The sequence below is a fragment of the Shewanella sp. A32 genome (assembly GCF_029167175.1).
Classification (GTDB): Bacteria; Pseudomonadota; Gammaproteobacteria; order Enterobacterales; family Shewanellaceae; genus Shewanella; species Shewanella yunxiaonensis.
The window spans coordinates 319,545-343,872 of record NZ_JARFTS010000001.1 but is presented as its reverse complement, the minus strand read 5'-3'; the positions used below and the strand labels follow the sequence as shown (position 1 = coordinate 343,872).

The following is a 24,328-nucleotide window of genomic DNA, read 5'->3' as shown; positions in this document are numbered from 1 at the left end:
CCTCAATGACACAGCATACTATCAACGTTGCGGCCGATGCTGTCATAGCATTTTTGGCACAACAAGGACACACCAGCTTGCATAATTATCCGGGAGGCACAATTGCCCCGCTGCTGGATGCTTGTAGTCGCTTCAGCATCAAGGTGTATACCTCGAGAAATGAACAAGGTGCCGGTTATGCGGCATTTGCTCAAGCTAAAATCAGTGGGTTACCCGGAATAGTGGCCGTCACCTCAGGCCCAGGGGTGACCAACGTAATAACCCCCGTGAGTGACGCATATTTTGACAGTGTGCCCATGCTGGTATTTACCGGACAAGTTGGTGTAAGTGATCTGCGGAGTGATAAGCCGGTGCGCCAAAACGGCTTTCAGGAAGTTGACACGCCAGCCTTGATGGTGCCAGTTACTAAAGCACAATTTCAACCGCATACTGTTGAGGAATTAGCGGACATCTTACCGAAAGCGTGGCTTATAGCAGTGGAAGGTCGGCCAGGGCCAGTGTCTATTGACTTACCAATGAGCGTTCAACGGGCCCCTTTTACCCAAGCGATTAAGCCGTTGCCACCAACAACACGGCAATTTGACAAAATCGCTTGCCAGCAGTTTATAGCGACATTGAATGATGCTATCAATACAGCGTCTAGGCCGTTGATTATCTGTGGTAATGGCATGTCCACTACTCTTAGGGCCCAACAACTAGCAAATATTCGCCAACAGTGGCCAGCGCCAGTAAGTCACAGTTTATTGGGGGTAGGTGTTGCAGACTCTGCCGACAACGGCACCTTAGGATATCACGGCCATACAGGTAGCCAAATCAGTGGCAAAGCGATTGCCGAAGCCGATTTAATTTTGGTGCTCGGCAGTCGGCTGGATATTCGTCAGACAGGCACATTACGTGACACTTTTGGTTCAAAAGCCAAAATATTTCGTGTGGATTTTGATGAAGGGGAACTCAGTTGCAGCAAAATTCGTCACGATGAAACATTAGTGGCTAATCTGGATGACTTTTTAGCATTATGGCAAACGCAACTCCCCTCAGTTACAGTAACAAGCCTTGCGCCTTGGTTTCAACAAATAACCTCATGGCGTGAGCAATATCCGTGGCCTTATCCTCGATCATATGGGCTACGGCCCGATACAGTAGTAGAGCGTCTCAGTAATTTATTTCCAGAAAAAACCATAGTAACTACCGGTGTTGGCGCTCACCAGCATTGGGCTGCTCGCCACTTCCGCTTTGCCCTGCCCAACCGCCGTTTGCTTACCTCGGCGGGACATGGGGCTATGGGATTTGACTTGCCAACCGCAGTTGGCGCAGCCATTCATGCACCAGATTACAGCGTGTTATGTTTCGTTGGCGATGGCTCATTCCAAATGAATATCCAAGAACTGGCTATGATCCGCGAACTTGATTTGGATCTGAAGATTGTGGTGATGGACAACCACCGCTTAGCGCTAGTATCTCAATTTCAATTGATGAATTGGGATACCGATACCGCCTGTGGTCACAAACAATCACCCGATTTTGTAACCATCGCTAAGGGATATGGTATCGACGCACTGCATTGTGATTCCGCTGCTGACTTTGATGGCATTGCCGAGCAATTTGCCTCTCATAAAGGGCCCATGCTGCTACATCTAGAACTGGATGAACGCCACGATGTTCTGCCGATGCTCCTTGGTGGGCAAGCCATTGATAAAATGTGGCCATTTTACGATATGCAAGGCGAACCTCGGGATTTAAACGATGACTAAATTGGTGATGATAACCGGGGGCAACCGCGGTATAGGGGCAACGCTGGTTGATGCTTTTGCCAATGCTGGATTTCGGGTTGCTTTCAGTTATTGTCATAACCAATTACAGGCTCAAGCGTTACAACAGAAACTGAGTGGTGATATTGCCTGTTTCGCATTGGATCAAGCCCAGCCACAAAGCATTACTGAGTGTCTGGTAAGCATAAAAAAGCACTTCGGACAACTCCCCGACATTCTCATCAACAACGGTGCTATTGCCCAAGAAAAGCCGTTTGATGAAATTTCCGCCGATGATTTTTCCATCATGATGGAGACGAATTTACGAGGTCCATTTTTACTGGCTCAAGGCTGTATTGCCCACATGCAGCAACAGCAATGGGGGCGCATCATCAATATCAGCTCTGTTGGCGGTCAGTGGGGAGGATTTAATCAGGTACATTATGCTGCGGCGAAAGCGGGGCTTATTAACCTCAGCCAATCTATTGCCAAAATTTATTCTAAAGATGGCATTTACTGCAACACCATAGCCATTGGCTTAGTCGCAACAGAAATGACCGCTCGAGAACTTAACTCTGAAGCGGGTAAACGCAAAGTGGCTTCGATTCCGATGCAACGTTTGGGCAGCAGTAATGAGATTGCTGCACTGGCGCTATTTCTTGCCGGTGATAATTGTGGTTATCTCAGCGGTCAGACGCTCAATGCTAACGGTGGGATGTATTTAGGCTAACAAGGGTAACCTAATGATTAGAAACTGCTTTTTATGTGAAAACCAAACAGAACTACTTTATGATGCTAATTGGGTATTACCGGGATTGGCACCAACTAATATTGGTTTTTCAATATGTCCACACTGTGGTTCCGTATGCCAAAGCCCAACAGTGACTTTTGACGACATGATGCGTTTTTACAGCTCTATGGCCGTTTATACTAACCCAGGACGAAAAGAGAAACCGTCTGAAGCAAAAATCAGAGATTTAGATGAGCAGATCCAGTTTATAAAAAGAGGGATCGGTAATTTACCTTCATCAGCCCTACAAATTGGCAGTTCAGATGGCTATACACTTTCAAGATTTAAAAGTGCGGGTATCGATCGGGTTTTGGGGGTTGAACCCGGTAAAGCATCCGTGGCGTTAGCTAAAAAACTGTACAATGTAGAATGCATTAATGACACAGCTGAAAACTTCAAAACAACTGAAGCTTTTGAATTAATTATTCTGACCCATGTACTCGAACACCTCTACGAACCGCAGCAAACTTTAAATAAATGTCGAAAAATTCAAGATTCCTTGGCGGAAGGCTTTATCTATGTAGAAGTTCCATTATTGGCACCGCCAAAGAGTCTTTTCCCTGGTTTTTTCGCTTTTGAACACATCAACTACTATACGAGAGAAAACTTACTAAAGAGTCTTTTGAATTCAGATTATTATCCAATTTCTGTTATCGAACATTATAGGAGTAATCTTTCACCAATCATTGGTGTTTTAGCCAGCACAAAACCACAATATCACACCGATGATTTTGTTAACCAGTACTCTAAAAACAGGAATAGAGTTCAAGCGTACCGCCGCCAAGAAGTTGAATATTGGCAGCAAAGACTAGATGTTATTTTACCTCAGTTACAACAAGCTAAACGTGTTTATCTTTGGGGCGCTGGAATTCACACAAGTCAACTTGTGGCAAACACCAATCTTCTAGAAAAAGTTATTATTACTGGTTTAACAGATACCTCGGAATTAAAGTGGGGATTAAAGCAAGGCAATTGGCATTGCGTACCACCTGATGCCGTTGAATGGCAGCAGGGTGATGCAGTATTAATATCTTCATACGCCTCAGAAAAAGAGATATTTGATGCCCTGCAATGGCTAAGAGATAAGCAAGTCAACACATTACGCCTGCATAATGTTGATGATACCAAGGCCCATTAAATGAAAAACATACTGATTATTGGGGCTGGCATTGAAGCCTGTGAAGGCATCAAAATCGCCAAAAGTATGGGCTTAGGACTGATTATTGCTGATGGCAATCCATCTGCGCCTGGATTTATTTGGGCGAATCACATCATTGTTGCCAGCACCTATGATGGCGAGGCTATCGTCGACCAAGCAATGACGTTGAAAGCTACAGGCATAACTATTGATGGTGTAATAGCCATGTGCGCCGATGTCCCCATGAGTGTTGCCATTGTGGCTAAGGCACTACAGCTGCCAGGTTTAAGCTTAGAATCTGCACATTGGGTGGCGGATAAATTGGCGATGAAAGATCGTCTGAAAGCGATGAATATTCCTATTCCGGCCTATTGTGCCGTACCCGAAAAAGCTGACATTGAAAAATGTGCCAGCCTTATTGGGTTACCACTGGTTATCAAACCAGTAGACAGCCGTGGTGCCCGCGGTGTGCAGTACATCGATAGTATTGAACAATTACCACAGGCCTGGGAACTAGCCGCCAGAGAATCCCCCTCTGGGCGGGTGATGATGGAGGAATATTTACCTGGCCCACAATTCAGCACTGAAACATTAGCAGATTGTGGCAACTACTTTACGCTGGGTTTTGCCGACCGAAACTATGAGTGGCTAGAAAAAACCAAACCGTTCATGATTGAAAATGGCGGCGATAGCCCTACTTCGCAGACTATAGAAGTGAAACAACAAGTTATTGCGACAGTCGAGCACGCGGCCAAAGCGTTAGGCATTGCAACCGGCGTAGCAAAAGGTGACATGGTATTTTCTAATGGACAGGCCAAAGTCATTGAAATTGCGGGACGTTTATCAGGGGGTTACTTTTCAACTACGCAAATTCCATTGGCAACAGGTGTTAACTTCATTGAAAAAGCAATTAAGCTAGCACTAGGAGAACGTTTATCCAAACAAGAGGTCAGCGCTCAATATGAAAAAGGGGTAGCCATTCGCTATCTGGATCTTCCTCCTGGGAAAATCAGCGCAATTGAACATCTGGATAAAGCAAAGGCTTTAGCCGGCGTCGAACTGTTATCACTGTTTATTCAACCTGGCGATATCATCAAACCGCTAGTAAACCATACTCAACGTGCTGGTTTTGTCATCAGTTGTGCCGCGACAAAAGAGGATGCGATAGCCGTTGCCAACACATCGCTAGCACAATTAAAAATCTGCTACGAGCCATAACTAACTCATGCGACTTTATACTGTTTTTCATCTGAATCTGGCATTTTCATCCATCGATGAGCAAAATCATGCCGATGTGGTGAACTGTTGTTATGAGCCAATTCTGCAACTGGCAAAATCTGGCTACCCTATAGGCATTGAAGCAACCGTTTATACCTTAGAAGCCATAGCAAAAGTCGCCCCACAATGGCTAGAAGAGCTCTCAACGCTTATTAAACAAGGCTGCTGCGAACTTATTGCCAGTGGTGATAGCCAAATTATCGGACCGTTGGTGCCCGCAGATGTCAATCGACATAACCTGAGATTAGGTCAGCAGGGTTATCAAGCGCTCATCGGTACAACACCCACTATCGCCTATATTAATGAACAAGCGGTGTCAGAGAGCTTACTGGATATCTACCTTGATGCCGGATTTGATGCTGTAATCGTCGAGTGGGATAACCCTTTTTCTCATAATGAGCATTGGGATCACCAGGCACTTAATCGCCCTGCAACGCTGGCAACGGCGTCGGGCCACTGCATAAAAGTGATCTGGAATCATGCTATTGGCTTTCAAAAATTTCAGCGTTATGTCCATGGGGAGCTAGTGCTACAAGACTATCTACAGTACCTGCAAAAAATTACTAATGCCGGTATTGAAGTTTTCCCAGTTTATGGCAGTGATGCCGAAGTGTTTGATTATCGCCCGGGACGTTATGGCACTGAAGCAGAAAAAATTAACGGCGAATGGCAACGAATCGCAATGCTGTTTAAGCAGGCGCTAAGCCAAGGACACAAATGGTTGCTACCTAGTGAAACCTTAACGCTATGGCAAAACGGCGAGAAATTGAAACTCGCAACAGCGGCTCATCCCGTCGCTGTAAAAAAGCAGGCAAAATACAACATCACGCGTTGGGGGCTGAGTGGCCGTAATGATGTACTGCTCAATAGTCTTTGTTACCGAGATTACCAGCAACTAATAGCCAATAACATAACAACTGATGAAGACTGGCGTAACTTATGTCGCCTGTGGGCCAGTGATTTACGTACCCATCTGACGCCTACCCGCTATCAAAAACTGGCACTGGTGGCGCCGAATAAACCGTGCCCCCGATGGCAAGTTTATAACCACCAATGCCATGACTGGCATATCAGCTATGATGAAGAACGGCGGCGATTATTGGTAAAAACAGATTCAGTGCATCTGAAACTCAATGCTAACCGCGGATTGGCCGTCGAATTACTCGCATTTGACTCACAACAATTTGTACCGATTGTTGGTACGCTTTCCCACGGTTTTTTTGACCACATCAGTTATGGTGCAGATTTCTATACCAACCACATGGTGATAGAGCGCTTTACTCATCGAGATAGAGTGACTGATCTAGAGCGGGTATCCTACCAGCTATGGCAAGAGGGAGACGCACTAATTATCAGCACAGAACTATCCTTAAAAATTGGTAAGGTCATTAAGTATTTCCGACTCAATGGCGAATCGGTCACCTGCGGATTTCTGTTTGAGCAACACCTACGGCCTGAAGCATCAATAAGATTAGGATTTATCACCCTACTTAACTGCCATGGCCGCTGTTGGTATGAAACCCATCTTGGGGGTGATACTGCCGAACACTTTCATGCCGACAGTGATTTTGACCATGGGACACCGGTCTCATCCATCGTCTCTGCCAATTGTGCTGTTGGGGCAACCACTGGGGAAGTACGCTTTGGGGTTAATAGTAATGGGATTAAATTGACTTGGGATCCCGCCAATGGTGCGGCACTGCCGATGCTTTCCTGTAAAAAAATTAATGATACTTATCTCAACCGCTTATGGTTTTCGCTAGCAGAAGCTGACGAGACATTGAAAGCAGGTGGCTATCTGCCTGATTTCAGTTTCCAGATCGAGCCTTGCTCATTGCCCGAGGAATCTTTATGAACATTCTTGCAGTAGTAGGCGCTCGATTAAATTCCAGTCGGCTACCGGGGAAGCATCTACTATCGCTGGCAGGCCAGCCGATGATCCACCATATTTTTCAGCGACTACAACAATGTCAGCAGATAAATACTAGGGTACTGGCAACCACCGCTGATACATTCAACCAGCCGTTAGTGGATTGGGCCCATAGCCACGCCGTAGAGGTGATGGCCTATAGCGGCAATGTGGATGACCTGGTAGGCCGTATCGACACTGTAGTGCAACAATATAACGCTGATTATATTGTCTACATCTGCGGAGACTGCCCACTTATTGAACCAGCCTTTATCGATCATGCGCTAACGCAACTTATCGCCCATCCGCAAAAGGACAGCATCAAGCTTGCCCCAGGAACGGAGACCATCCATGAAGGTATTGCAGTATACAGCCATCATGGTTGGCAAAAATTAGTGGCGATCAGCACATCGGATTTGGCTCGTGAACATGTTGGCTATGGCAATAAACTCACGCCAGTGCTGGATGCCTTAGAAATTGAGGATTGCGCCGATTTCAGCAAAATAAAACATAGAATTTCTGTAGATACTGATGCCGATTACCGCTTTATGAGTGAAATATATCGCCGCTGGTATCAACATCATGGCGAATCAACGATCGTCAGTCTCAGTTGGGTTCAGCAGCAATTACTCATTGATCCGCAGTTACGGCAAATAAATGCGCATGTGCACCAGAAATTGCCCAATGTGAAGTACCGTAAAGCCGTAATACTTTGCCAGGTTGGTGCTGATGTTGGTATGGGGCATTTACGTCGAAGTGTACTCTTGGCAAATGCCTTGATGGAGCAGCTTTCTATCGGAGTGCAACTGCATATCATTGGTGAATCCAGAGCACTACCGTGGCTACAAGCGAACCTGACACAATGGCATACCGATATCACCGAAGCACTCACTGTACTTAAAGAACTCAACGCTGATCTATGGATCGTCGATTTACATCCAGCGTTTGTGCCACAGCAACAGCTGATCGATTTTTGTTGCACAGCAAAGGCAAACCAGCAAAGAGTCATTGCTATAGACAAATGTGACTTTTTACTGCCACACATCGATCTACTATTTGTACCTTCATTTTTTTGCGAACTTGCACACCCCAATTTGAGTTTTGGCTGGGAGAACTATCTTTTCACACCACAAACCGCAACCAAGAAAAATCAACTATTGGTACTTACAGGCGGTAGTGATGCGCTCAAATATGGTGCATGGTTAGCCGAGACCATCGATGCCTGCGTACCTGCCGAGATCGAGCGCATTTGGATCCAAGGACCCTATGCGGAAGCGCCACAATTACCTGAAAGTTCCCATTGGAAAAAACTTCAAAATCCTGCAAACCTACCGACATTAGTTGCAGAGTCTGCAACCATCATCAGTTGCTATGGGTTATCTTTATTTGAGGCTATCGCATCTAAAGCGCTCACCATATTACTGCCAGCGAAACAATTGACCAGCAGTAATGAGTTACGGTTTTTAAAGCAGCTTCAATGCTGTTTTATTTGTGAGCATGAGCGAGATATAGCACCAATCTTACGGCAAGTGTTTAATGCCAAAGATACTGATACTAAACAACAAATACTCGATAATGCAGCGGCACTAACTGCAAACATTGATGGGGTAAATATTTTCTGCAAGAAGATCCAAGCAATGTTTAATGGTTCATGACAAGTATTAAATTGTGGCATAGATAAAGTTATTATCGCCTTTATTTACTGACAGGCTATGAATATTTATACATTAGTAAATATCATTAAAGTGGTAATAACTAGTTGTCTGATAACAAAGCAGAAAGGTTATTACAAATAAAATCAATATTGTCGTCTTTTAGTCCAGGGAAAAGTGGTAAAGTCAAAATCTCACTATAAAACTGCTCCGCATTAGGATAATCGCCGAGCTTAAATCCCAATGATTGATAGTAGGGTTGCAAATGCACCGGGAAATAATGCACATGCACCTGAATATCGAGCTGGCGCATGTTATCAAACACAGCTTTACGTTTTTCTGAAGGCAAACGGACAATATACAAATGTCGCGCGCTATAACTATCATTTAGCGGACTAACAATAGCTAAAGGGAGAGTGTGCAACTGCTGTTGATAGCGCTCAGCCAATTGATTACGACGGTCAACGAACTCATCTATACGCCGCATCTGCGAGCAACCTAATGCTGCCTGCAGCTCTGTCATACGGTAATTAAACCCTAATAACTGCTGCTCATAATACCAATCGCCTTCATCGGGACGAGTTAACAGTGCTTTGTCGCGTACCACACCGTGTGCCCTCAACAGTGCCATTTTTTCAGCAAGTGCAGCATCCTTAGTTGTCGCCATACCACCTTCTGCCGTGGTGATAATCTTCACTGGATGAAAACTAAAAACAGTAATATCTGAATAGCGACAACAGCCTAATTTGCTGCCACCGTAGCTCCCACCAATACCATGTGATGCGTCCTCAATCACCTTTACCCCATAGGCATAGGCCAACTCGGCAATACGCTGCATATCGCAGCTATGACCGGCCAGATGCACGGGAATAATCACTTTGGGCAAACACCCCTTCTGCTTAGCATCCGCCAGTTTTTCAGCCAAGGAATTCGCACTCATATTGCCAGTTGCGGGGTCAACATCAACGAAATCAACCGTAGCGCCGCAATATAGCGCACAATTGGCAGACGCTAGAAACGTAATAGGTGATGTCCACACGCAATCATTTGGGCCAACCCCCAGAGCCAGACAGGCAATATGTAATGCCGCCGTTGCGTTACTCACAGCTACCGCATATTCAACCCCGGTGTAATTACAAACGGCTCGCTCAAAAGCGGGAACTTGGGGTCCCTGAGTTAGATAATCAGATTTCAGCACTTCGATAACGGCATCAATGTCGGTTTGATTGATCGCCTGCCTTCCATAAGGGATCATGCACGTTCTTCCATTGACAAGATCTCATCCACATTAAGGAAATGGGGATTGCTACCAGAGTTATATTCAAATCCTAAATCAACCTGTTGGCCGATTTCATTAAGGGCGTTATGACAAAAATCATTGTCGCGACCAAAGAACTTGATACTCGGGGTAATGACAAAGTGATCGTCAAACTCCAACGTATGATGAGAATCATCTGCCGGGCACATCACTTCATGCAGTTTTTCCCCCGGCCGTATCCCAATAATCTGCGGAGTTAGCCCCGGACCATAAGCCTCTGCCAAATCAGTAATGCGCACAGAAGGGATCTTCGGCACGAAGATTTCACCACCCTGCATCCGTTCAAAATTCTTCAACACAAAATCAACACCTTGTTGCAGAGTGATCCAAAAACGGGTCATATTTTCATGGGTGATGGGCAATGACGCAGCACCTTCGGCAACGAGCTTTTTAAAGAAGGGCACGACAGAGCCCCGCGACCCCACCACGTTACCGTAGCGTACGGCAGCGAAGCGAGTTGTACCACTGCCGACGACATTATTAGCGGCAATAAACAGCTTGTCAGATGCTAGCTTGGTCGCACCATAGAGATTAATTGGATTGGCGGCTTTATCGGTTGATAAAGCGATGACCTTTTTTACCTGATTGGCAATGGCGGCGGCGATGACGTTCTCGGCGCCGTGAATGTTAGTTTTAATACACTCCATCGGGTTATATTCTGCCGCAGGGACCTGCTTCATCGCCGCAGCGTGAATGACATAATCAACACCATTCATGGCCTGTGTTAAACGATCACGATCGCGGACATCCCCGATAAAATAACGCATACATGGAGCATTAAACTCTTGTTGCATCTCGTATTGTTTTAACTCATCACGGGAAAAAATAATCAATCGTTTTGGCTTATATCGCTCGAGCAAGGTTTTTGTATATTTTTTTCCGAAAGACCCGGTTCCACCGGTAATTAGGATTGTTTGATTATTGAACATTTTTTATCCCTATCCCAAATGAGTTTTCACCAATGGATACACGATACACAGTCGCCATTAACACATTGTTGATATGTATATGATACAAGTTTTACGCCAAACTACTTAGGCTAACAGCTCACAACTAACTTAAAGGTATTCTAAGCTATAAAATACATGATAACATCATGATTATAAATAAAAATACAAACTTCATACCACCTATTAGCAAAAGACATAGTTGGCACGTATATTGACTACAGGTTTTGCCTATAAAACAGCTCTTTTTCTGTCAAATTTTTGACCATTGCGACGATATTCAGGAAAGTTCATGGAATCTATCACTTCTGCGGTATTAGCGACGTTTAGTATCAGTCCTTTCGGCGAAACCTACTTACCAGCAATCAATGGCAGGCAATTTGAAAAGGCTGATTCACAGACCATTTATAATGAAAAATATTCTGATCTATTTAAATATGAAGAGATGCTGCATATTTTTATTGGCATGGACTCAGGGCTGTTAACCAACTATATCCTTCAACATGAACATACTCCTGGCAGCTATTTTATTTTTGTAGAGCTTCCAGAGGTTTTACAACTACTGAATATTGAATTAGACAAACAAACAAAACAAAAAATTAAGATTTGTGATGAATCTCAGTTAGAGGATATTTTAGAAGATGAAGGATGTACTGTCTGTATCGCTAAAAAACGCTACATGTTCCACCTCTCATTAGCAGCTGCTAATCAATCTATTATTGAATACAGCATACTCTATAAAAACATCCAAGCGCTATTAACAAAAACACAATTCGAACTAAATCAGGCTAATGAGCAAAAAATATTTGTTCATAAGCAACTACAAAATATTACTGAAAATCGTTTTCCTATTTCATTGCTAAAAAATCAGCTAAAACATCATATGGCAGTGGTGCTAGGTGGTGGGCCATCACTCGATGAGTACTTAAATTGGATCAAAAAAAATCAAGACTTTTTACTGATCATCGCCGTATCACGAGTGGCGGGAAAGCTAATAGCAGCAGGCATTAATCCAGACTTTGTGGTAACCGTAGATCCTAAAGATCTGAGTTTCGATGTAAGTCGTCAGGTAATACAATATTCTGACAAGTTATTATTAGTAAATGCCTATCATGCTACAAATACTATTATTGGCCAATGGCAAGGTCCTAAGCTTTATATGGGGAGTAGATTTCCTTGGCAAGATAATATGCCTAATTTGCCTGTTGCAGCGCCTACTGTAACTAACAGCGCCATAGCCCTTGCCGCATATATTGGTTGTAAGCAGATTTTATTGAGCGGAGTGGATTTATGTCATAGCCATTCAGGTTTAAGTCATACAAAAGGCACAGACGAAGCAACATTAGGCCCCAATCTTGGACAACCCTTAGAGTGGACTGAAACCTATAAAGGAGAAAAAGTTGAATCACCATCACAGTTATTACAAGCTGCACAACAAATAGCTGAGCAAGCGTCAACATTAAGTAAAAAACAGATAGAAATCTTTAATCTATCAGAGAATGCAGCAAAAATCGCGGCAGTAACTCATCGCGCTCCCGAAGATATTCTACTGCCTCAATTCCGAAAAATGGCAGTGATGTCGATGGTTATGTCTTTAACTAAGGAACAAGAGAGCCAATGCAGTTATTTACAAGATCTACAATATTGTTTTAATGAAGTGAAAACCACTCAACAAGCACTGTCAGCAATTGAAAATTTAACATATAAAGCAAAAATCAAATGTGAACAAGCAGTAAAACATGAAGCGTTAGATGCAAAATTATCATCACTGTTAGAAAAAACAGAATCAAAATTAAATAAAAAATACCTTTCACTAACAAACCTAATTAAAGGGTATGGATTTTATGAGTTTTCTTTTTTCTTAACAAGTCGCCAAGTGGATGAGTGGGAAGAGAAACAAATTTTATTAATGAATAGCAGTTACTACCAAGCCTATTACACTATTGCCCACAACTTACGACTATTACTCGACGAAACCCTATTCCGCATTAGCAGCAGGCTATCTGAGTTGGATAAAGCAACGTCATTTTCAGAATTGGCACAACAATGGCGTAAAGATATGACCCCAGGAAGAGTTATCATCAGAGAGCAACTGATCAATGATAGCTGTCCTATTACATTACGTAATGAATTACTATCAGAATATCAACAACAACAGCATCATACATATCTTGCCCCAGAATCTCCCGAATCTCTTTACTACAAAATTTTTAGTAAAATAATATTTCTTCAACAAAAACATCATTACGAGGGGTTAGACTATTTAGCTCGCAACCTAGCTTTATTAGTGGATAAAAATGAGCAATATAAACAACTATATTCTTTAGCTCTAGCCTATAAATTAGACATCGAAAATAAGCCAGAAGAAGCTTTGGATTCATTGCTCACTACGCCTGAAGATCAACGTTCACAAATTGAACTAAAATATATATCTCAACTTGCACTAAAGACTAATAATTTACCGCTTACAGAGAACACCTTGTGCCTTTTACAATCAAAAAATGATCAATTTAAACCTGCTTACGCACAGGTTTTAAAAATTCAGGGAAAAAACCAACAAGCGCTCAATATTTATCTGGATTATATTGAGAAATATCCAAAAGATATATTGATATTATTAAAACTAGCCGAATTTCTTGTGCACATAACACAACACCAGGCAGCTATTTCAGTATACACTCAAGTATTGGAGCTAGCGCCAGATAACATACCGGCCAGGGTTGCATTGCAATCATTGAGTCCGGTAGTTGAGTAGCATCCTTCTATTAACAACAATACTAGGTATAATCAGCATTTTAGACTCTGGAGAAATGGCTTGTCTTACAGTTACATTCCACTTGCTGAATACCGTCGCAAGTGGATTTTTAGTCACCATGAAATGCCTGTTTCAGAAAAGGAAAAAGCGGATATTTTGCCATTAACCAGCAAAAGTGCCATGGAGTTGTGGAATTGCTGGATCAGCAACAAAAGTAGCTGCGCTGAACAATTCACTAAAGGGGACTGGGCTGACCGTAAATCTACCTGGCATCATACTGACAACTGGCAATCACAATGGGACAGCGAACAGCCAGATTTGCCAGAAGCCCTCGCCCAGTTTATTCCGTGGGCTGATGACACTCGGGTCTATTTTTGTATCGAAAAATATGAAGTGATAGAAACCAGTTGGGCCACTTTTAAACAACACTGGAAGTGTTTTCTCTTCTGCGACGATGGTCCACTGTTAATCAGCAACCAACATCGGCAAGCTGTTTGGTTTAGCCAGGATGGTAACTATCGTCTGGGATTACGCAGCTGATTATTTATGGGGATTTTTATGAAATTGTTGCCGTTGAGCTTAGTGTTTCTATTGATGTCAGTATCTGCCTCTGCGAGGGAAATATCTGGGGTTGAAGTTCCTGAAACCTTATCCATCGATAGCCAACAACTACAATTGAATGGTGCCGGAGTTCGCAGCAAGTTTTTTATGGATTTGTATGTTGGCGGTTTGTATTTACCAGAGAAAGCGACCACCACTACCACTGTGTTATCTGAGAACTCCGCAGTGGTAAGCCTGAAAATAGTTTCAGGTTTGATTACATCAGAGAAGATGCGTAACGCCATTGAAGAAGGATTCGATGATGCAACAGAAGGTAAAACTCAGCCAATTGCCGAGGAAATAAAGCACTTCACAGCATTGTTTGAAGATGAAATCAAAGTCGGCGATGAGTTTTTATTAGTCACGAATAAACAGCACGGGGTTACCGCATACAAAAACGGCGTAGCCAAAGACACCATTGCCGGTGAAGACTTTCGAGAAGCCTTGTTAAAAATCTGGTTAGGTGATGAGCCCGCACAAAAAAGTTTGAAAAAAGAAATGCTCGGTCAATAACGTTGGAGACCCTGCAGTACAGCAGCGCTCAACAACGAGTGTGAAATTGCAGGGCCGGCACCTCACTACAACATGACTTCTGTACGCCAACCTTACCATTAAGGTAAACACCGACAATAAAAAGCGCCATCACCAACTGCGCGATAACGCTGATAAATTTCTGAACACATGTGGCGATGATTTGCAGAACAATGCAAATGTGGTCCATATTTTCGATTCGCAGTGGCTGTCATAAGATCACCCTACTTAACGAAGCCTTTAGCCACATTATAACCAACTGTTATTTATATAAATATTAAGAAATTTATCAATCTAGCAGCATCATTTGTCTGTAAAATGACCGGTTGTCATCAAGTAGCGTCTAATTTGATCCAAGAAAATAAAGCGGCTGCCGATACAGACTATAATGACGGTGATCATCCGTTCCTGAGCAACCTCCTGTTTTCCATTCAATATGTTCTTAATGAGCATGATGGGGACATGAAAAACAGGCATAACACCACTTATAACTAGAGATAAACAGATGAATTTTCGCAACTGGCCAATAGCCAAACAGATTGGGACGCTCGCATTTATACTCACGGTACTGGTGTTTGGTATCGTTGGGGTCTTTTCCTACAAAACCGCAGCGCAGGCGCTAAAAGATAAGGCGCTTTCCGCGATGGCCAAGGAAATGCACAGCGTAAATGACCTGCTGGAACTGCAGTACAAATCTTTATTGGTAATTGCAGATCGTAATGCAAGTGTATTCAACGAGATGTATCCCGGTGAGTTTTCTAAACCCGTTGGTGAAACCACCGACGTGATGGGTAAAGCGACCCCGACACTGAAACACAACAATGAGCTGGTGAATTCATCTATCAGCAAAGTGGACCGTTTTGCCAACCTTACCGGCGGAAATGCCACCGTCTTTGTAAAAGATGGAGATGACTTCCTGCGGATCTCTACCTCACTGAAAAAAGCCGATGGGACACGCGCAGTCGGGACCTATCTTGGGAAAAATCACCCTGGTTACAACAAGCTGCTCAATGGCGAAAATTATAAAGGCTATGCCAATTTATTCGGTAAAGATTATATGACTGAGTATCGCGCCATTAAAGATAAACAAGGCACCGTGGTGGGCATACTCTACACAGGTTTTGATATCAGTGAATCGTTGGCCCAAATCAAACAAGCAGTTAAACAATTGCGCATAGAAGAAAGCGGCAGCTATAGTCTGTTAAATCAGGAGCAGTCAGTTGTGGCTGATAACATCTTACCTGAAGGAGAAAAGCCTACAGCCGCCCAATTGGATGGACTGCCACTACAAGCATTACTCAACGACCACAACCTACAACAATACCAAAGCGCTGATGGGACACCAATGTACGCGATGAGTGACGTTATTCCAGGATGGCAGTGGCTACTGGTTGGCAAGGTAAAAGCCAAAGAATTGAATGAAGAAAGCACAACGTTATTGCTGATAAATACTGCGGCGTCATTTGTCGGTATTTTGGCAATTACCGCATTTTTATCATTGGTATTGCTTAACACGGTCAAGCCACTGCGGCGTCTGCAACTACATATGGAAGAGTTAGGTAAAGGCGATTTAAGTGTCGACCTTCCGGCCACAGATAGTCAAAGCAATAATGAAGTCAGTCGTATCACCGCCAGTGCGCGTCACATGACACAAAACTTACGGCAATTGATTCAAGAACTGCTCAACTCTGTACAGACCGTAGATTATCAGGCAGAACAAGCACAGGAAATTGCTAAACTCAATGGCGAAGAAGCGAAAGCACTGATGGGTCAAACCGATCAGATCGCCACTGCTATTGAAGAGATGTCGACTTCGATTCGTGATGTTGCCAACCATGCGGGACAGAGTGCCGAACAGAGCGCTGAAGTAGACAGTGCTTCTCGCGATGGTCACCAGCAACTTAGGCAGGTTGTGGATAGCCTTAAAACACTGGCACAGCAACTCAATTTGAGTCAGCAGGCGGTTGAAGGCGTGGCGAAAGAAAGCGAAGCCATCAACACCATCACTGATGTGATCAATGGTATTGCTGAACAAACTAACCTTTTAGCACTGAATGCTGCCATTGAAGCGGCTCGCGCCGGCGAACAAGGCCGTGGTTTCGCCGTAGTTGCCGATGAGGTTCGCACACTTGCCAGCAGAACACAGGCATCGATCTCCGAAATCAGTCAAACCATTGTGCATCTACAAGCAAAGATAAAAGATACCGCTTCCCGTATGACACAGAGTCATGAACTCGGTAACAGTTCAGCGACTCAAGGTGAAGCTGCCAATCAACAGCTAAGTGCCATCACTGAGCGTATCGCTTCGCTGGCTATCTCTGTCAGCAGCATAGCCAGTGCGACTGAACAACAAAGTGCCGTAGCCGATGAAGTGACTCGTAACCTGCATGAGATAACGGAATTAGCCAGAGAAGGCGACACCAGAGCGCATGAGACAGTGAAGTCAGCGCAGGAGCTGGCAGACGTAGCCGCAGCGCTAAAACGCCAAATCGGGGTGTTCCGGGTTTGATATTAACGATAAAAAAGGCGCTAACTGCGCCTTTTTTATCGTGCTATCGATTAGCGTTGTAAATTTGCTATGGGCACAGCTTTCATCATCACTTCGGTAGTGTACTTACCGTTATTGATCACAGGGTAACGATCGTAGGTCTGAAAAATCACTTTCCCTTGATAGATGATCATGGCCACCACGCCATAGTTGGTTTTACTGTTCAGCGAGTCTGCTGGCAGGATAAACTTAAATGGCACCGGTACCCGGGCGACGTTAAAGGTCTTTTGAGCAATGATTGCGCCTGGCGTGTCTAAATCAATGATCGCCATAGTGATACTACAGCCATCCGGTAACATGATTTTCTCGCGATAAGAGGCCGCACCATTCACCACAACAGGTGCAGGCGGTTCTACTGTGACGCACCCAGCCAACCACAATCCACTCGCAGCCATCAATAGTGATTTCATTATCCGCATTTTTCTATCCTTCCATTTTAGGATTTGTCATTCGAATAAGTCCTTCCTGCGAAGCAGATGCTACCAACAGCCCCTGTTGGTTAAAGAATTGACCACGAACAAAACCGCGACCACCATAAGCATTTGGACTATCCACCGCGTACAACAGCCACTCACTCATATTGACTGGTCGATGAAACCACATCGCATGATCAATGGTAGCCATTCGCACTCCAGGCGTTAAAAAAGACACCCCATGCGGCTGAACGGCTGTTACCAGGAAATTAAAATCTGAGGCGTAGGCCAGCAAGTAGTCATGCATACAATGTTCTGCGGGCAACTCACCATTCGCTCTCATCCACACGTAACGGGTCGGTTCTGAAACCGCCGGCGCAACGGGATTTAGCGGATTGACCATGCGCATCTCAATTGGTGAATCGGCTAAAAATTTTTCAAGAATTTTTGCCGGAACTCGGTCACGCATCGTCATGGCAAGTTCCTGCTGGTTCAGTAACCCATCAGGTCCTGGCACCTTAGGCATACTGGCTTGATGATCAAACCCAGTTTCAGGCTCCTGAAACGAGCAGGTCATATAAAATATGGGGCGTCCCTTCTGAATCGCCTTTACCCGGCGAGCGCTAAAGCTACCGCCATCACGCATATTTTCCACATCATAAACAATGGGTAAGGTTTCATCCCCGGCGCGCAGAAAATATGAATGCAACGAATGGACTTGACGCTCTGGGGGAACGGTTTGTCTGGCAGCGCTTAACGCCTGCCCCATCACTTGGCCACCAAAAACATGGCCGAAGCCTAAATCCTGACTCTGACCACGGAACAAGCCCATTTCTACCGGTTCCAGTGTCAGCAGTGATAACAGCTCATTTAATACTTGGCTCATAGTGTCCCATCAACGCTTAATCATTAACGATAAAGAGTAACGCAGACATGCAGTTAAACGCCAGCTTTGGGAATTATTCTAGTAGCACACCATGTTCACGACAGGCGTTTCTCGCCCATTTGACTATCTGTTCTTCACCGCTTTTCTCAAAGCTTAAAGGATGGGCTTTACTGAGTTTAGGCCAGGTCTTACCCACCAGCTCAGGGGTACAATCATCGGCAGTAAAATAAGCGGGAGCGGTTTCCGCCAAGCGCACACAACTCACACTGCCCGCAGCGGCTAACACATGCTGTCCGGTGGGGGCGGAATCGCCCAGCAGGTACATGGCAGCAGCAACCGGCGCTTCAATCGAAAACATGGCTCCCACATCATCAGCCATATGATGGGCAGTCATGCCGGTCACGACTTGGGCACAGAGACTGTTAACACAGATGTTGTAGCTTTGCCCTTCCAGACTAAGGCTGTTAACCAAACCAATTAACGCCATTTTTGCACTGGAATAAGCAGCCTCAAATTGATCGCCAAACAAACCACTGGCCCCCGTTAGCATCAAAATGCGGCCAAAAGCCTGCTGCTTCATCATGCCCCAGAATGCGCGGCAAAAAAGAAAACTGCCGGTAAGATCGACATCTATCTGGCGCCGCCATTCATTCATGGTGATTTTTTCAAACGGAGCTGACTTATGCACACCGGCACATAACAGCAAGAAATCCACTTTGGCAAATTGCTGTATGACTTGATGACAAACCTCTTCCACCTGAGTTTCGTTAGTGACGTCGCAGTACCAATATTTCACTTCGGCACCCAACGCGGCGATGGCCGCCGCAGTTTCCCGACAATCCTGTTTGTCGATAAGCGCAATCTGGGTACCGCGTTGAGCCAATGCGATTGCAAATGCTCGGCCTAATCCTGAGGCGGCACCCGTAACTACTGCAGTCCTGTGCTGGAAACGCATAATGTCAATCTCCTGAGCATATTGATGCCGGGATAGATTTACGGCTTATTTACACCAATTTCGTTACTACTACAGATCCATTATGACTGTATTTTTCTTGGATAGTCGCCTAACAAATGTGCGCTGTTTCAAACTCTTTTACATGCATTTATCCGATTGTGCTAACTTTCGCATGGCTTCTTGATATCCTATATACAGTAGTAACTCGGTAAATGTGAAACGTGAACATGAATCCTTGGTTTTTGGCAATACGCCCTCGGACTCTGCCAGCTGCGGCAGGGCCACTACTGATTGGCAACATGATGGCACTGCCTTTGGAGAAATTTAGTTGGGTTGTTGCTATCGCATCGATGACCTGTGCGCTGCTATTGCAAATCGCGGTAAATCTGGCAAATGACTATTTCGATTTTAAGAATGGGATTGATACTGAAGATCGTATAGGGCCAACCCGCGTAACCCAAAGCGGTATGCTAGCGCCTTATAAAGTCCGCAATGCCATGGTGTTATGTCTGTTGTTATCGTTAGCGGTGGGCAGTTATCTTATATGGCACGGTGGCTGGCCAATCGCCATTCTTGCTGCGGCATCCATGCTTGGAGCTTTGGGCTATAGCGGTGGCCCCTATCCACTGGCCTCCCATGGCCTAGGTGAACTCGCCGCATTTGTCTTCTTTGGCTTGGTGGCTGTGGTTGGCAGTTATTACCTACAAGCAGGGGTGACCACTACCGCTTCCTGGCTGTTGGGTTGCGCGGTTGGCTTACTGAATGCCGCGATAATGTTAGTCAATAATACCCGCGATATTATGACCGATACCAAAGCCGGAAAGAAAACACTGGCGGTACGCATTGGGGAGGCTCAGGCTCGGGTGCTGTATCAGGCGCTGTTATATCTGCCGTTTGGGCTGATCATTGCAGGCTTCTTGCTCGGACAATTGCCAGGATTTCCAGTATTGCTGGCGGGATTGTCACTGATTATGGCGCGCAAATTATCTTATGATTTCTATCAGGGTTCAGGTGCCGCACTTAATCCGCTGCTGGGTAAAACCGCAAAACTGACCATGATGTTCAGCGCGTTATTTAGTGTGGGATTAATGTTCTGAGAACCTTTTCCAGGTAATCAAAAGGCTTCCATTGGAAGCCTTTTTATTTTCCGACCTTGAACTAACTAGACGATTTTTACCAGCGTACGCTCAGCTTGACTCCAGTTCAGATGGTATTTCTCACCCGCTGGTTTATCTGTACGTTCGAACGTATGAGCGCCAAAGAAGTCACGTTGGCCCTGTAACAAGTTCGCAGGCAATGTGTCACTGCGAAAACTGTCGTAGTAAGCCAGTGCTGAACTGATACATGGGACAGGTACACCTTTCAATACCGCAGTAGCCACCACTTGCCGCCACTGCTGTTGTAATTGCGACAGAGTATTAGCAAAACTTTCGGCCTGCAACAGATTATCCAGCTGTGGCGCGGTTTCGTATGCATCAGTAATCGTCTGCAGGAAACCGGCACGAATAATACAGCCAGCGCGCCAGATACTCGCAATCGACGCGAAATTGAGTTGCCATCCCTGCTCTTTGGCGTTCATCGCCATCAACTGAAAGCCCTGAGCGTAAGCACAGACTTTGGCACAATACAGTGCAGCTTCCAGTGCATCGATAAGCGTTTGACGCTCGGTAGGATCATGTTTAATTTCAGGTCCGACTAACTGTTTGCTAAGCTGCATGCGCAGATCTTTCTGGGTACTCATCGCTCTGGCATATACGGCCTCGGCGATCGTGGGCGCCGGACAGCCCATTTGCAGACTGCTGACGGCCGTCCATAAGCCAGTCCCCTTCTGCCCAGCCTTATCGAGGATCATCTCCACCAACGGCTTGCCGGTCAGCGGATCGGCTTGTTTGAGCACTTCAGCACTGATACCGATGAGGTAGCTGTTAAGCTTGCCTTGATTCCACTTTTCAAAGACAGAGGCGACGTCTGCGGCCGACAGCCCCAATCCCTGATGCAGGATCTGGTACGCTTCACAGATCAGCTGCATATCGGCATATTCGATACCGTTGTGCACCATTTTGACGTAATGACCGGAACCAGATGGGCCAATATAGGCGGTACAAGGTTCGCCATCGGTGTCCCGTTGTCCGGGGTGTGAACGCTCGATAGGCTTACCAGTGACACGATCAACTTTAGCCGCAATCGCGCGCCAAATCGGGGCGAGGTGTTCCCATGCAGCTATATCACCGCTCGGCATTAATGACGGTCCAAAACGCGCACCGACCTCACCGCCAGAAACGGCTGAGCTGAAAAATATGAATTTACCTTTGTAGATCTGTTCACGATCTATGGTATCAGTCCACAGACTGTTACCAGTATCAATGACGATATCGTCACTTTCGATGCCAGCGTCTATCAATGCCTGACATACGCCATCAACCGGTTTCCCGGCAGGTACAGAGAGCAGCAAAATTCTGGGCTTACTGAGCGATTGCAGCAGCTCAGGCATTGAATGAAAACCTTTAAGTACCAATCCACGCTCAGGTACTTCAGTCATCGCTTGCTGTTCTGCGGCAAAGACTTTTGCCTCATCCAGATCAAATGCGGCCACTCGGTAACCATTATCTACGATGTTGAGGGCCAGATTTTTGCCCATGACACCCAAGCCGATAACCCCAATATCAGCAGAATGGAATTTCATAATTTTTCACCAGTTGTCGTCGCCATAACCACAGGCCAATCACGACCAAATTCAATAAAGGAGCATATTATACTGAGCTTCTGTTGTTTTTTTCCAACAAAGTATCTCGATAACGCAGCCTAACTTAATCAATTGATCAAAAATGATGAAAATGAAAAACAATAAAGCCCACATAATCGTGGGCTTTAGCATTAAAGTTAGCAAGTTTTAGGCATGTTGTTGCACTAATGCATCAGCATAGCCCATACGCGTCAGCGCATCACGTACCAAATCTAACGTCAATGGATCTTCTATCGTCGCGGGAGGAGTATAAGACTGATTGTCAGCGATTTTACGCATCGTACCGCGCAAGATCTTACCTGAACGAGTTTTAGGTAATTTCTGCACCGCACTTACCAGTTTAAATGCCGCCACCGGTCCAATCTCCTGCCGAACCTTAGCCACCAGTTCGTCATGTAATTGCTTCTCGCTGATATCAATTCCATTTTTTAATACCACAAGACCCAACGGCACCTGCCCTTTCAGTTTGTCATCCACACCGATGACTGCAGCTTCTGCTACTGCCGGATGCTGACATAACACTTCCTCAAAACGTCCGGTGGACAAACGATGTCCCGCCACATTAATGATGTCGTCAATCCGACTCATAATGTACAGATAACCGTCTTCATCCATATAACCGGCATCCCCAGTAAGATAATAACCGGGATACATGCTGAGATAACTTTCCTGATAGCGCTTATCATTTTGCCAGAGCGTCATGAGTGTTCCTGGCGGCAGTGGCAGCTTAATGACTACGTTACCGGATTGTCTTGGTGGCACTTGTGCGCCAAATTCATCAACGACTTCCACCTGGTATCCAGGCACCGCTCGTGCAGGAGAGCCCGGTTTCACAGGAATCGCCTGTACCCCCATCAGATTAGCGGCCACCGCCCAACCGGTTTCCGTCTGCCACCAGTGATCTATCACCGGCTTACCCAGTTTTGTGCCGGCCCAATTTAGGGTATCGGGATCACAGCGCTCTCCAGCTAAGAATACCGTTTCCAGGCAACTCAGATCCGCATCTGCAACAAAGTCGCCATTAGGGTCTTCGCGCTTAATCGCCCGAATAGCGGTAGGGGCAGTGAAGAAGCTTTTCACGCTATATTTCTGGATAGTGCGCCAGAAAATACCTGGATCAGGCGTACCAACGGGTTTTCCTTCGTACAGAACTGTCGTTGCGCCCACCAGCAGCGGTGCATAGACAATATAGGAATGCCCGACGACCCAACCTACATCCGATGCGGCCCAAAAGGTATCACCCGGATTGATGTTGTAGATATGCTTCATCGACCAGGCGAGCGCTACGGCATGACCACCGTTATCGCGAACCACACCTTTCGGCTGTCCTGTAGTACCCGAGGTATACAAAATATAAAGTGGATCAGTGGCCTCAACCGGCACGCATTCCGCCGGTGATACGTCTTTAATTGACTGTTGCCAGTCGTAATCGCGTCCTTCCTGCAAATCCGCAGCATACTGACTGCGGCCTAGGATCAAACAACGTTCCACTTTATGGCTCGACTGCTCCAAGGCCTTATCCAGCAATGGCTTGTATGGCACCACACCAGAAGGTTCGACACCACAGGAGGCGCTCAGTACCAACTTAGGTTTCGCATCGTTGATTCGTGTAGCCAGTTCATTGGCAGCAAAGCCACCAAACACCACGGAATGAATAGCGCCAATACGCGCGCAGGCCAGCATCGCATACACTGTTTCAGGCACCATTGGCATGTAAATCACAACGCGGTCACCTTTCACCACCCCGACAGATGCCATGTAACCCGCCAACCGACTGACCTGCGCCTGTAGCTCAGCGTAGGTCACGCCATATTCGGTGCCAGTGACCGGACTGAAATAGCGAATCGCAAACTGCGCCCCCCGCCCCGCCTGAACATGGCGATCGACTGCATTAAAGCAAGTATTCAGCTGGCCCTTATTAAACCAGCGATAAAATGGCGCATTACTTTCATCCAGTACTGTTTCCCACGGCTGATACCAGTCTATGGCTGTGGCACATTCACCCCAGAAAGCCGCTTTATCCTCTATGGACTTCTGGTACAGGGTTAAACCCGGATCTGTCATCTAACTGTCCTCCCCAAGGACCGCCTCTCGGCGTAACACCCCCTTCCTTCCGC

At 45.5% G+C, this 24,328-nt stretch carries 18 protein-coding genes; 11 read left to right on the top strand and 7 right to left on the bottom strand.

From position 1 onward, the window contains the following. Window positions 1-5: 5 nt before the first annotated feature. Genes PY479_RS01460 through PY479_RS01435 form a run of 6 tightly spaced genes read left to right on the top strand, consistent with a single transcriptional unit; the run spans window position 6 to window position 8,518 of the window. Window positions 6-1,751, top strand: coding sequence for a thiamine pyrophosphate-binding protein (locus PY479_RS01460; RefSeq protein WP_275482633.1), 1,746 nt, complete (start codon window positions 6-8; stop codon window positions 1,749-1,751). Next, entirely contained in the window at window positions 1,744-2,478 is a 735-nt protein-coding gene (locus PY479_RS01455) for an SDR family oxidoreductase (RefSeq protein ID WP_275482632.1), read from the top strand. The genes PY479_RS01460 and PY479_RS01455 overlap by 8 nt, the downstream gene beginning before the upstream one ends. 13 nt (window positions 2,479-2,491) lie before the next feature. Then, a complete protein-coding gene (locus PY479_RS01450; RefSeq protein WP_275482631.1) occupies window positions 2,492-3,676 on the top strand; it encodes a methyltransferase domain-containing protein in 1,185 nt (394 codons plus the stop codon). After that, on the top strand, window positions 3,677-4,894 hold the full coding sequence (locus PY479_RS01445; protein ID WP_275482630.1) for an ATP-grasp domain-containing protein: 1,218 nt from the start codon (window positions 3,677-3,679) through the stop codon (window positions 4,892-4,894). Window positions 4,895-4,901: 7 nt separating this feature from the next. Further along, window positions 4,902-6,809, top strand: a complete 1,908-nt coding sequence (locus PY479_RS01440) for a glycoside hydrolase (RefSeq protein WP_275482629.1) — start codon at window positions 4,902-4,904, stop codon at window positions 6,807-6,809. Further along, complete coding sequence (locus PY479_RS01435) at window positions 6,806-8,518, top strand: NTP transferase domain-containing protein (protein ID WP_275482628.1); 1,713 nt, start codon at window positions 6,806-6,808, stop codon at window positions 8,516-8,518. Before PY479_RS01440 ends, PY479_RS01435 begins: the two co-directional genes overlap by 4 nt. A gap of 100 nt (window positions 8,519-8,618) precedes the next feature. Here the strand turns inward: PY479_RS01435 and pseC are convergent, their stop codons facing one another. Both pseC and pseB read right to left on the bottom strand, forming a co-directional pair. Then, window positions 8,619-9,770 carry a UDP-4-amino-4,6-dideoxy-N-acetyl-beta-L-altrosamine transaminase gene (pseC, locus tag PY479_RS01430; RefSeq protein WP_275482627.1) on the bottom strand — a complete coding sequence of 384 codons (1,152 nt, stop codon included), beginning with the start codon at window positions 9,768-9,770 and terminating at the stop codon, window positions 8,619-8,621. Next, window positions 9,767-10,762 carry a UDP-N-acetylglucosamine 4,6-dehydratase (inverting) gene (pseB, locus tag PY479_RS01425; RefSeq protein ID WP_275482626.1) on the bottom strand — a complete coding sequence of 332 codons (996 nt, stop codon included), beginning with the start codon at window positions 10,760-10,762 and terminating at the stop codon, window positions 9,767-9,769. The genes pseC and pseB overlap by 4 nt, the downstream gene beginning before the upstream one ends. Window positions 10,763-11,072: 310 nt before the next feature. Here pseB and PY479_RS01420 point away from each other — a divergent pair, with 310 nt between their 5' ends. The 4 genes from PY479_RS01420 to PY479_RS01405 all read left to right on the top strand — a co-directional run bounded on the left by PY479_RS01420 (window position 11,073) and on the right by PY479_RS01405 (window position 17,175). After that, the gene (locus tag PY479_RS01420) at window positions 11,073-13,535 is read left to right on the top strand and encodes a 6-hydroxymethylpterin diphosphokinase MptE-like protein (RefSeq protein WP_275482625.1); all 2,463 of its coding nucleotides are present in this window, start codon (window positions 11,073-11,075) and stop codon (window positions 13,533-13,535) included. 60 nt (window positions 13,536-13,595) lie between these two features. Further along, window positions 13,596-14,075, top strand: a complete 480-nt coding sequence (locus PY479_RS01415) for a DUF2947 domain-containing protein (protein WP_275482624.1) — start codon at window positions 13,596-13,598, stop codon at window positions 14,073-14,075. A gap of 18 nt (window positions 14,076-14,093) precedes the next feature. Continuing rightward, entirely contained in the window at window positions 14,094-14,648 is a 555-nt protein-coding gene (locus tag PY479_RS01410; RefSeq protein WP_275482623.1) for a chalcone isomerase family protein, read from the top strand. A 523-nt stretch (window positions 14,649-15,171) separates the two neighbouring features. After that, the gene (locus tag PY479_RS01405) at window positions 15,172-17,175 is read left to right on the top strand and encodes a methyl-accepting chemotaxis protein (RefSeq protein ID WP_275482622.1); all 2,004 of its coding nucleotides are present in this window, start codon (window positions 15,172-15,174) and stop codon (window positions 17,173-17,175) included. Window positions 17,176-17,225: 50 nt separating this feature from the next. Here PY479_RS01405 and PY479_RS01400 read toward each other — a convergent pair whose 3' ends face one another. From PY479_RS01400 to PY479_RS01390, 3 genes are all read right to left on the bottom strand, one after another. Then, window positions 17,226-17,633: a YbaY family lipoprotein gene (locus tag PY479_RS01400; protein WP_275482621.1), complete on the bottom strand. Its 408-nt coding sequence runs from the start codon at window positions 17,631-17,633 to the stop codon at window positions 17,226-17,228. Window positions 17,634-17,637: 4 nt separating this feature from the next. Then, a complete protein-coding gene (gene tesB, locus PY479_RS01395) occupies window positions 17,638-18,513 on the bottom strand; it encodes an acyl-CoA thioesterase II (RefSeq protein ID WP_212595819.1) in 876 nt (291 codons plus the stop codon). Window positions 18,514-18,586: 73 nt separating this feature from the next. Beyond that, entirely contained in the window at window positions 18,587-19,468 is an 882-nt protein-coding gene (locus PY479_RS01390) for an SDR family oxidoreductase (protein WP_275482620.1), read from the bottom strand. 227 nt (window positions 19,469-19,695) lie between these two features. On the opposite strand from PY479_RS01390, the gene PY479_RS01385 reads away from it, so the two are divergent. Next, complete coding sequence (locus tag PY479_RS01385; RefSeq protein WP_212595817.1) at window positions 19,696-20,565, top strand: 1,4-dihydroxy-2-naphthoate polyprenyltransferase; 870 nt, start codon at window positions 19,696-19,698, stop codon at window positions 20,563-20,565. Between the two features lie 65 nt (window positions 20,566-20,630). Here the strand turns inward: PY479_RS01385 and gndA are convergent, their stop codons facing one another. Both gndA and PY479_RS01375 read right to left on the bottom strand, forming a co-directional pair. Beyond that, window positions 20,631-22,151 carry an NADP-dependent phosphogluconate dehydrogenase gene (gene gndA / locus PY479_RS01380; RefSeq protein ID WP_275482619.1) on the bottom strand — a complete coding sequence of 507 codons (1,521 nt, stop codon included), beginning with the start codon at window positions 22,149-22,151 and terminating at the stop codon, window positions 20,631-20,633. A 207-nt stretch (window positions 22,152-22,358) separates the two neighbouring features. After that, entirely contained in the window at window positions 22,359-24,275 is a 1,917-nt protein-coding gene (locus PY479_RS01375; RefSeq protein ID WP_275482618.1) for a propionyl-CoA synthetase, read from the bottom strand. Window positions 24,276-24,328 lie beyond the last annotated feature (53 nt).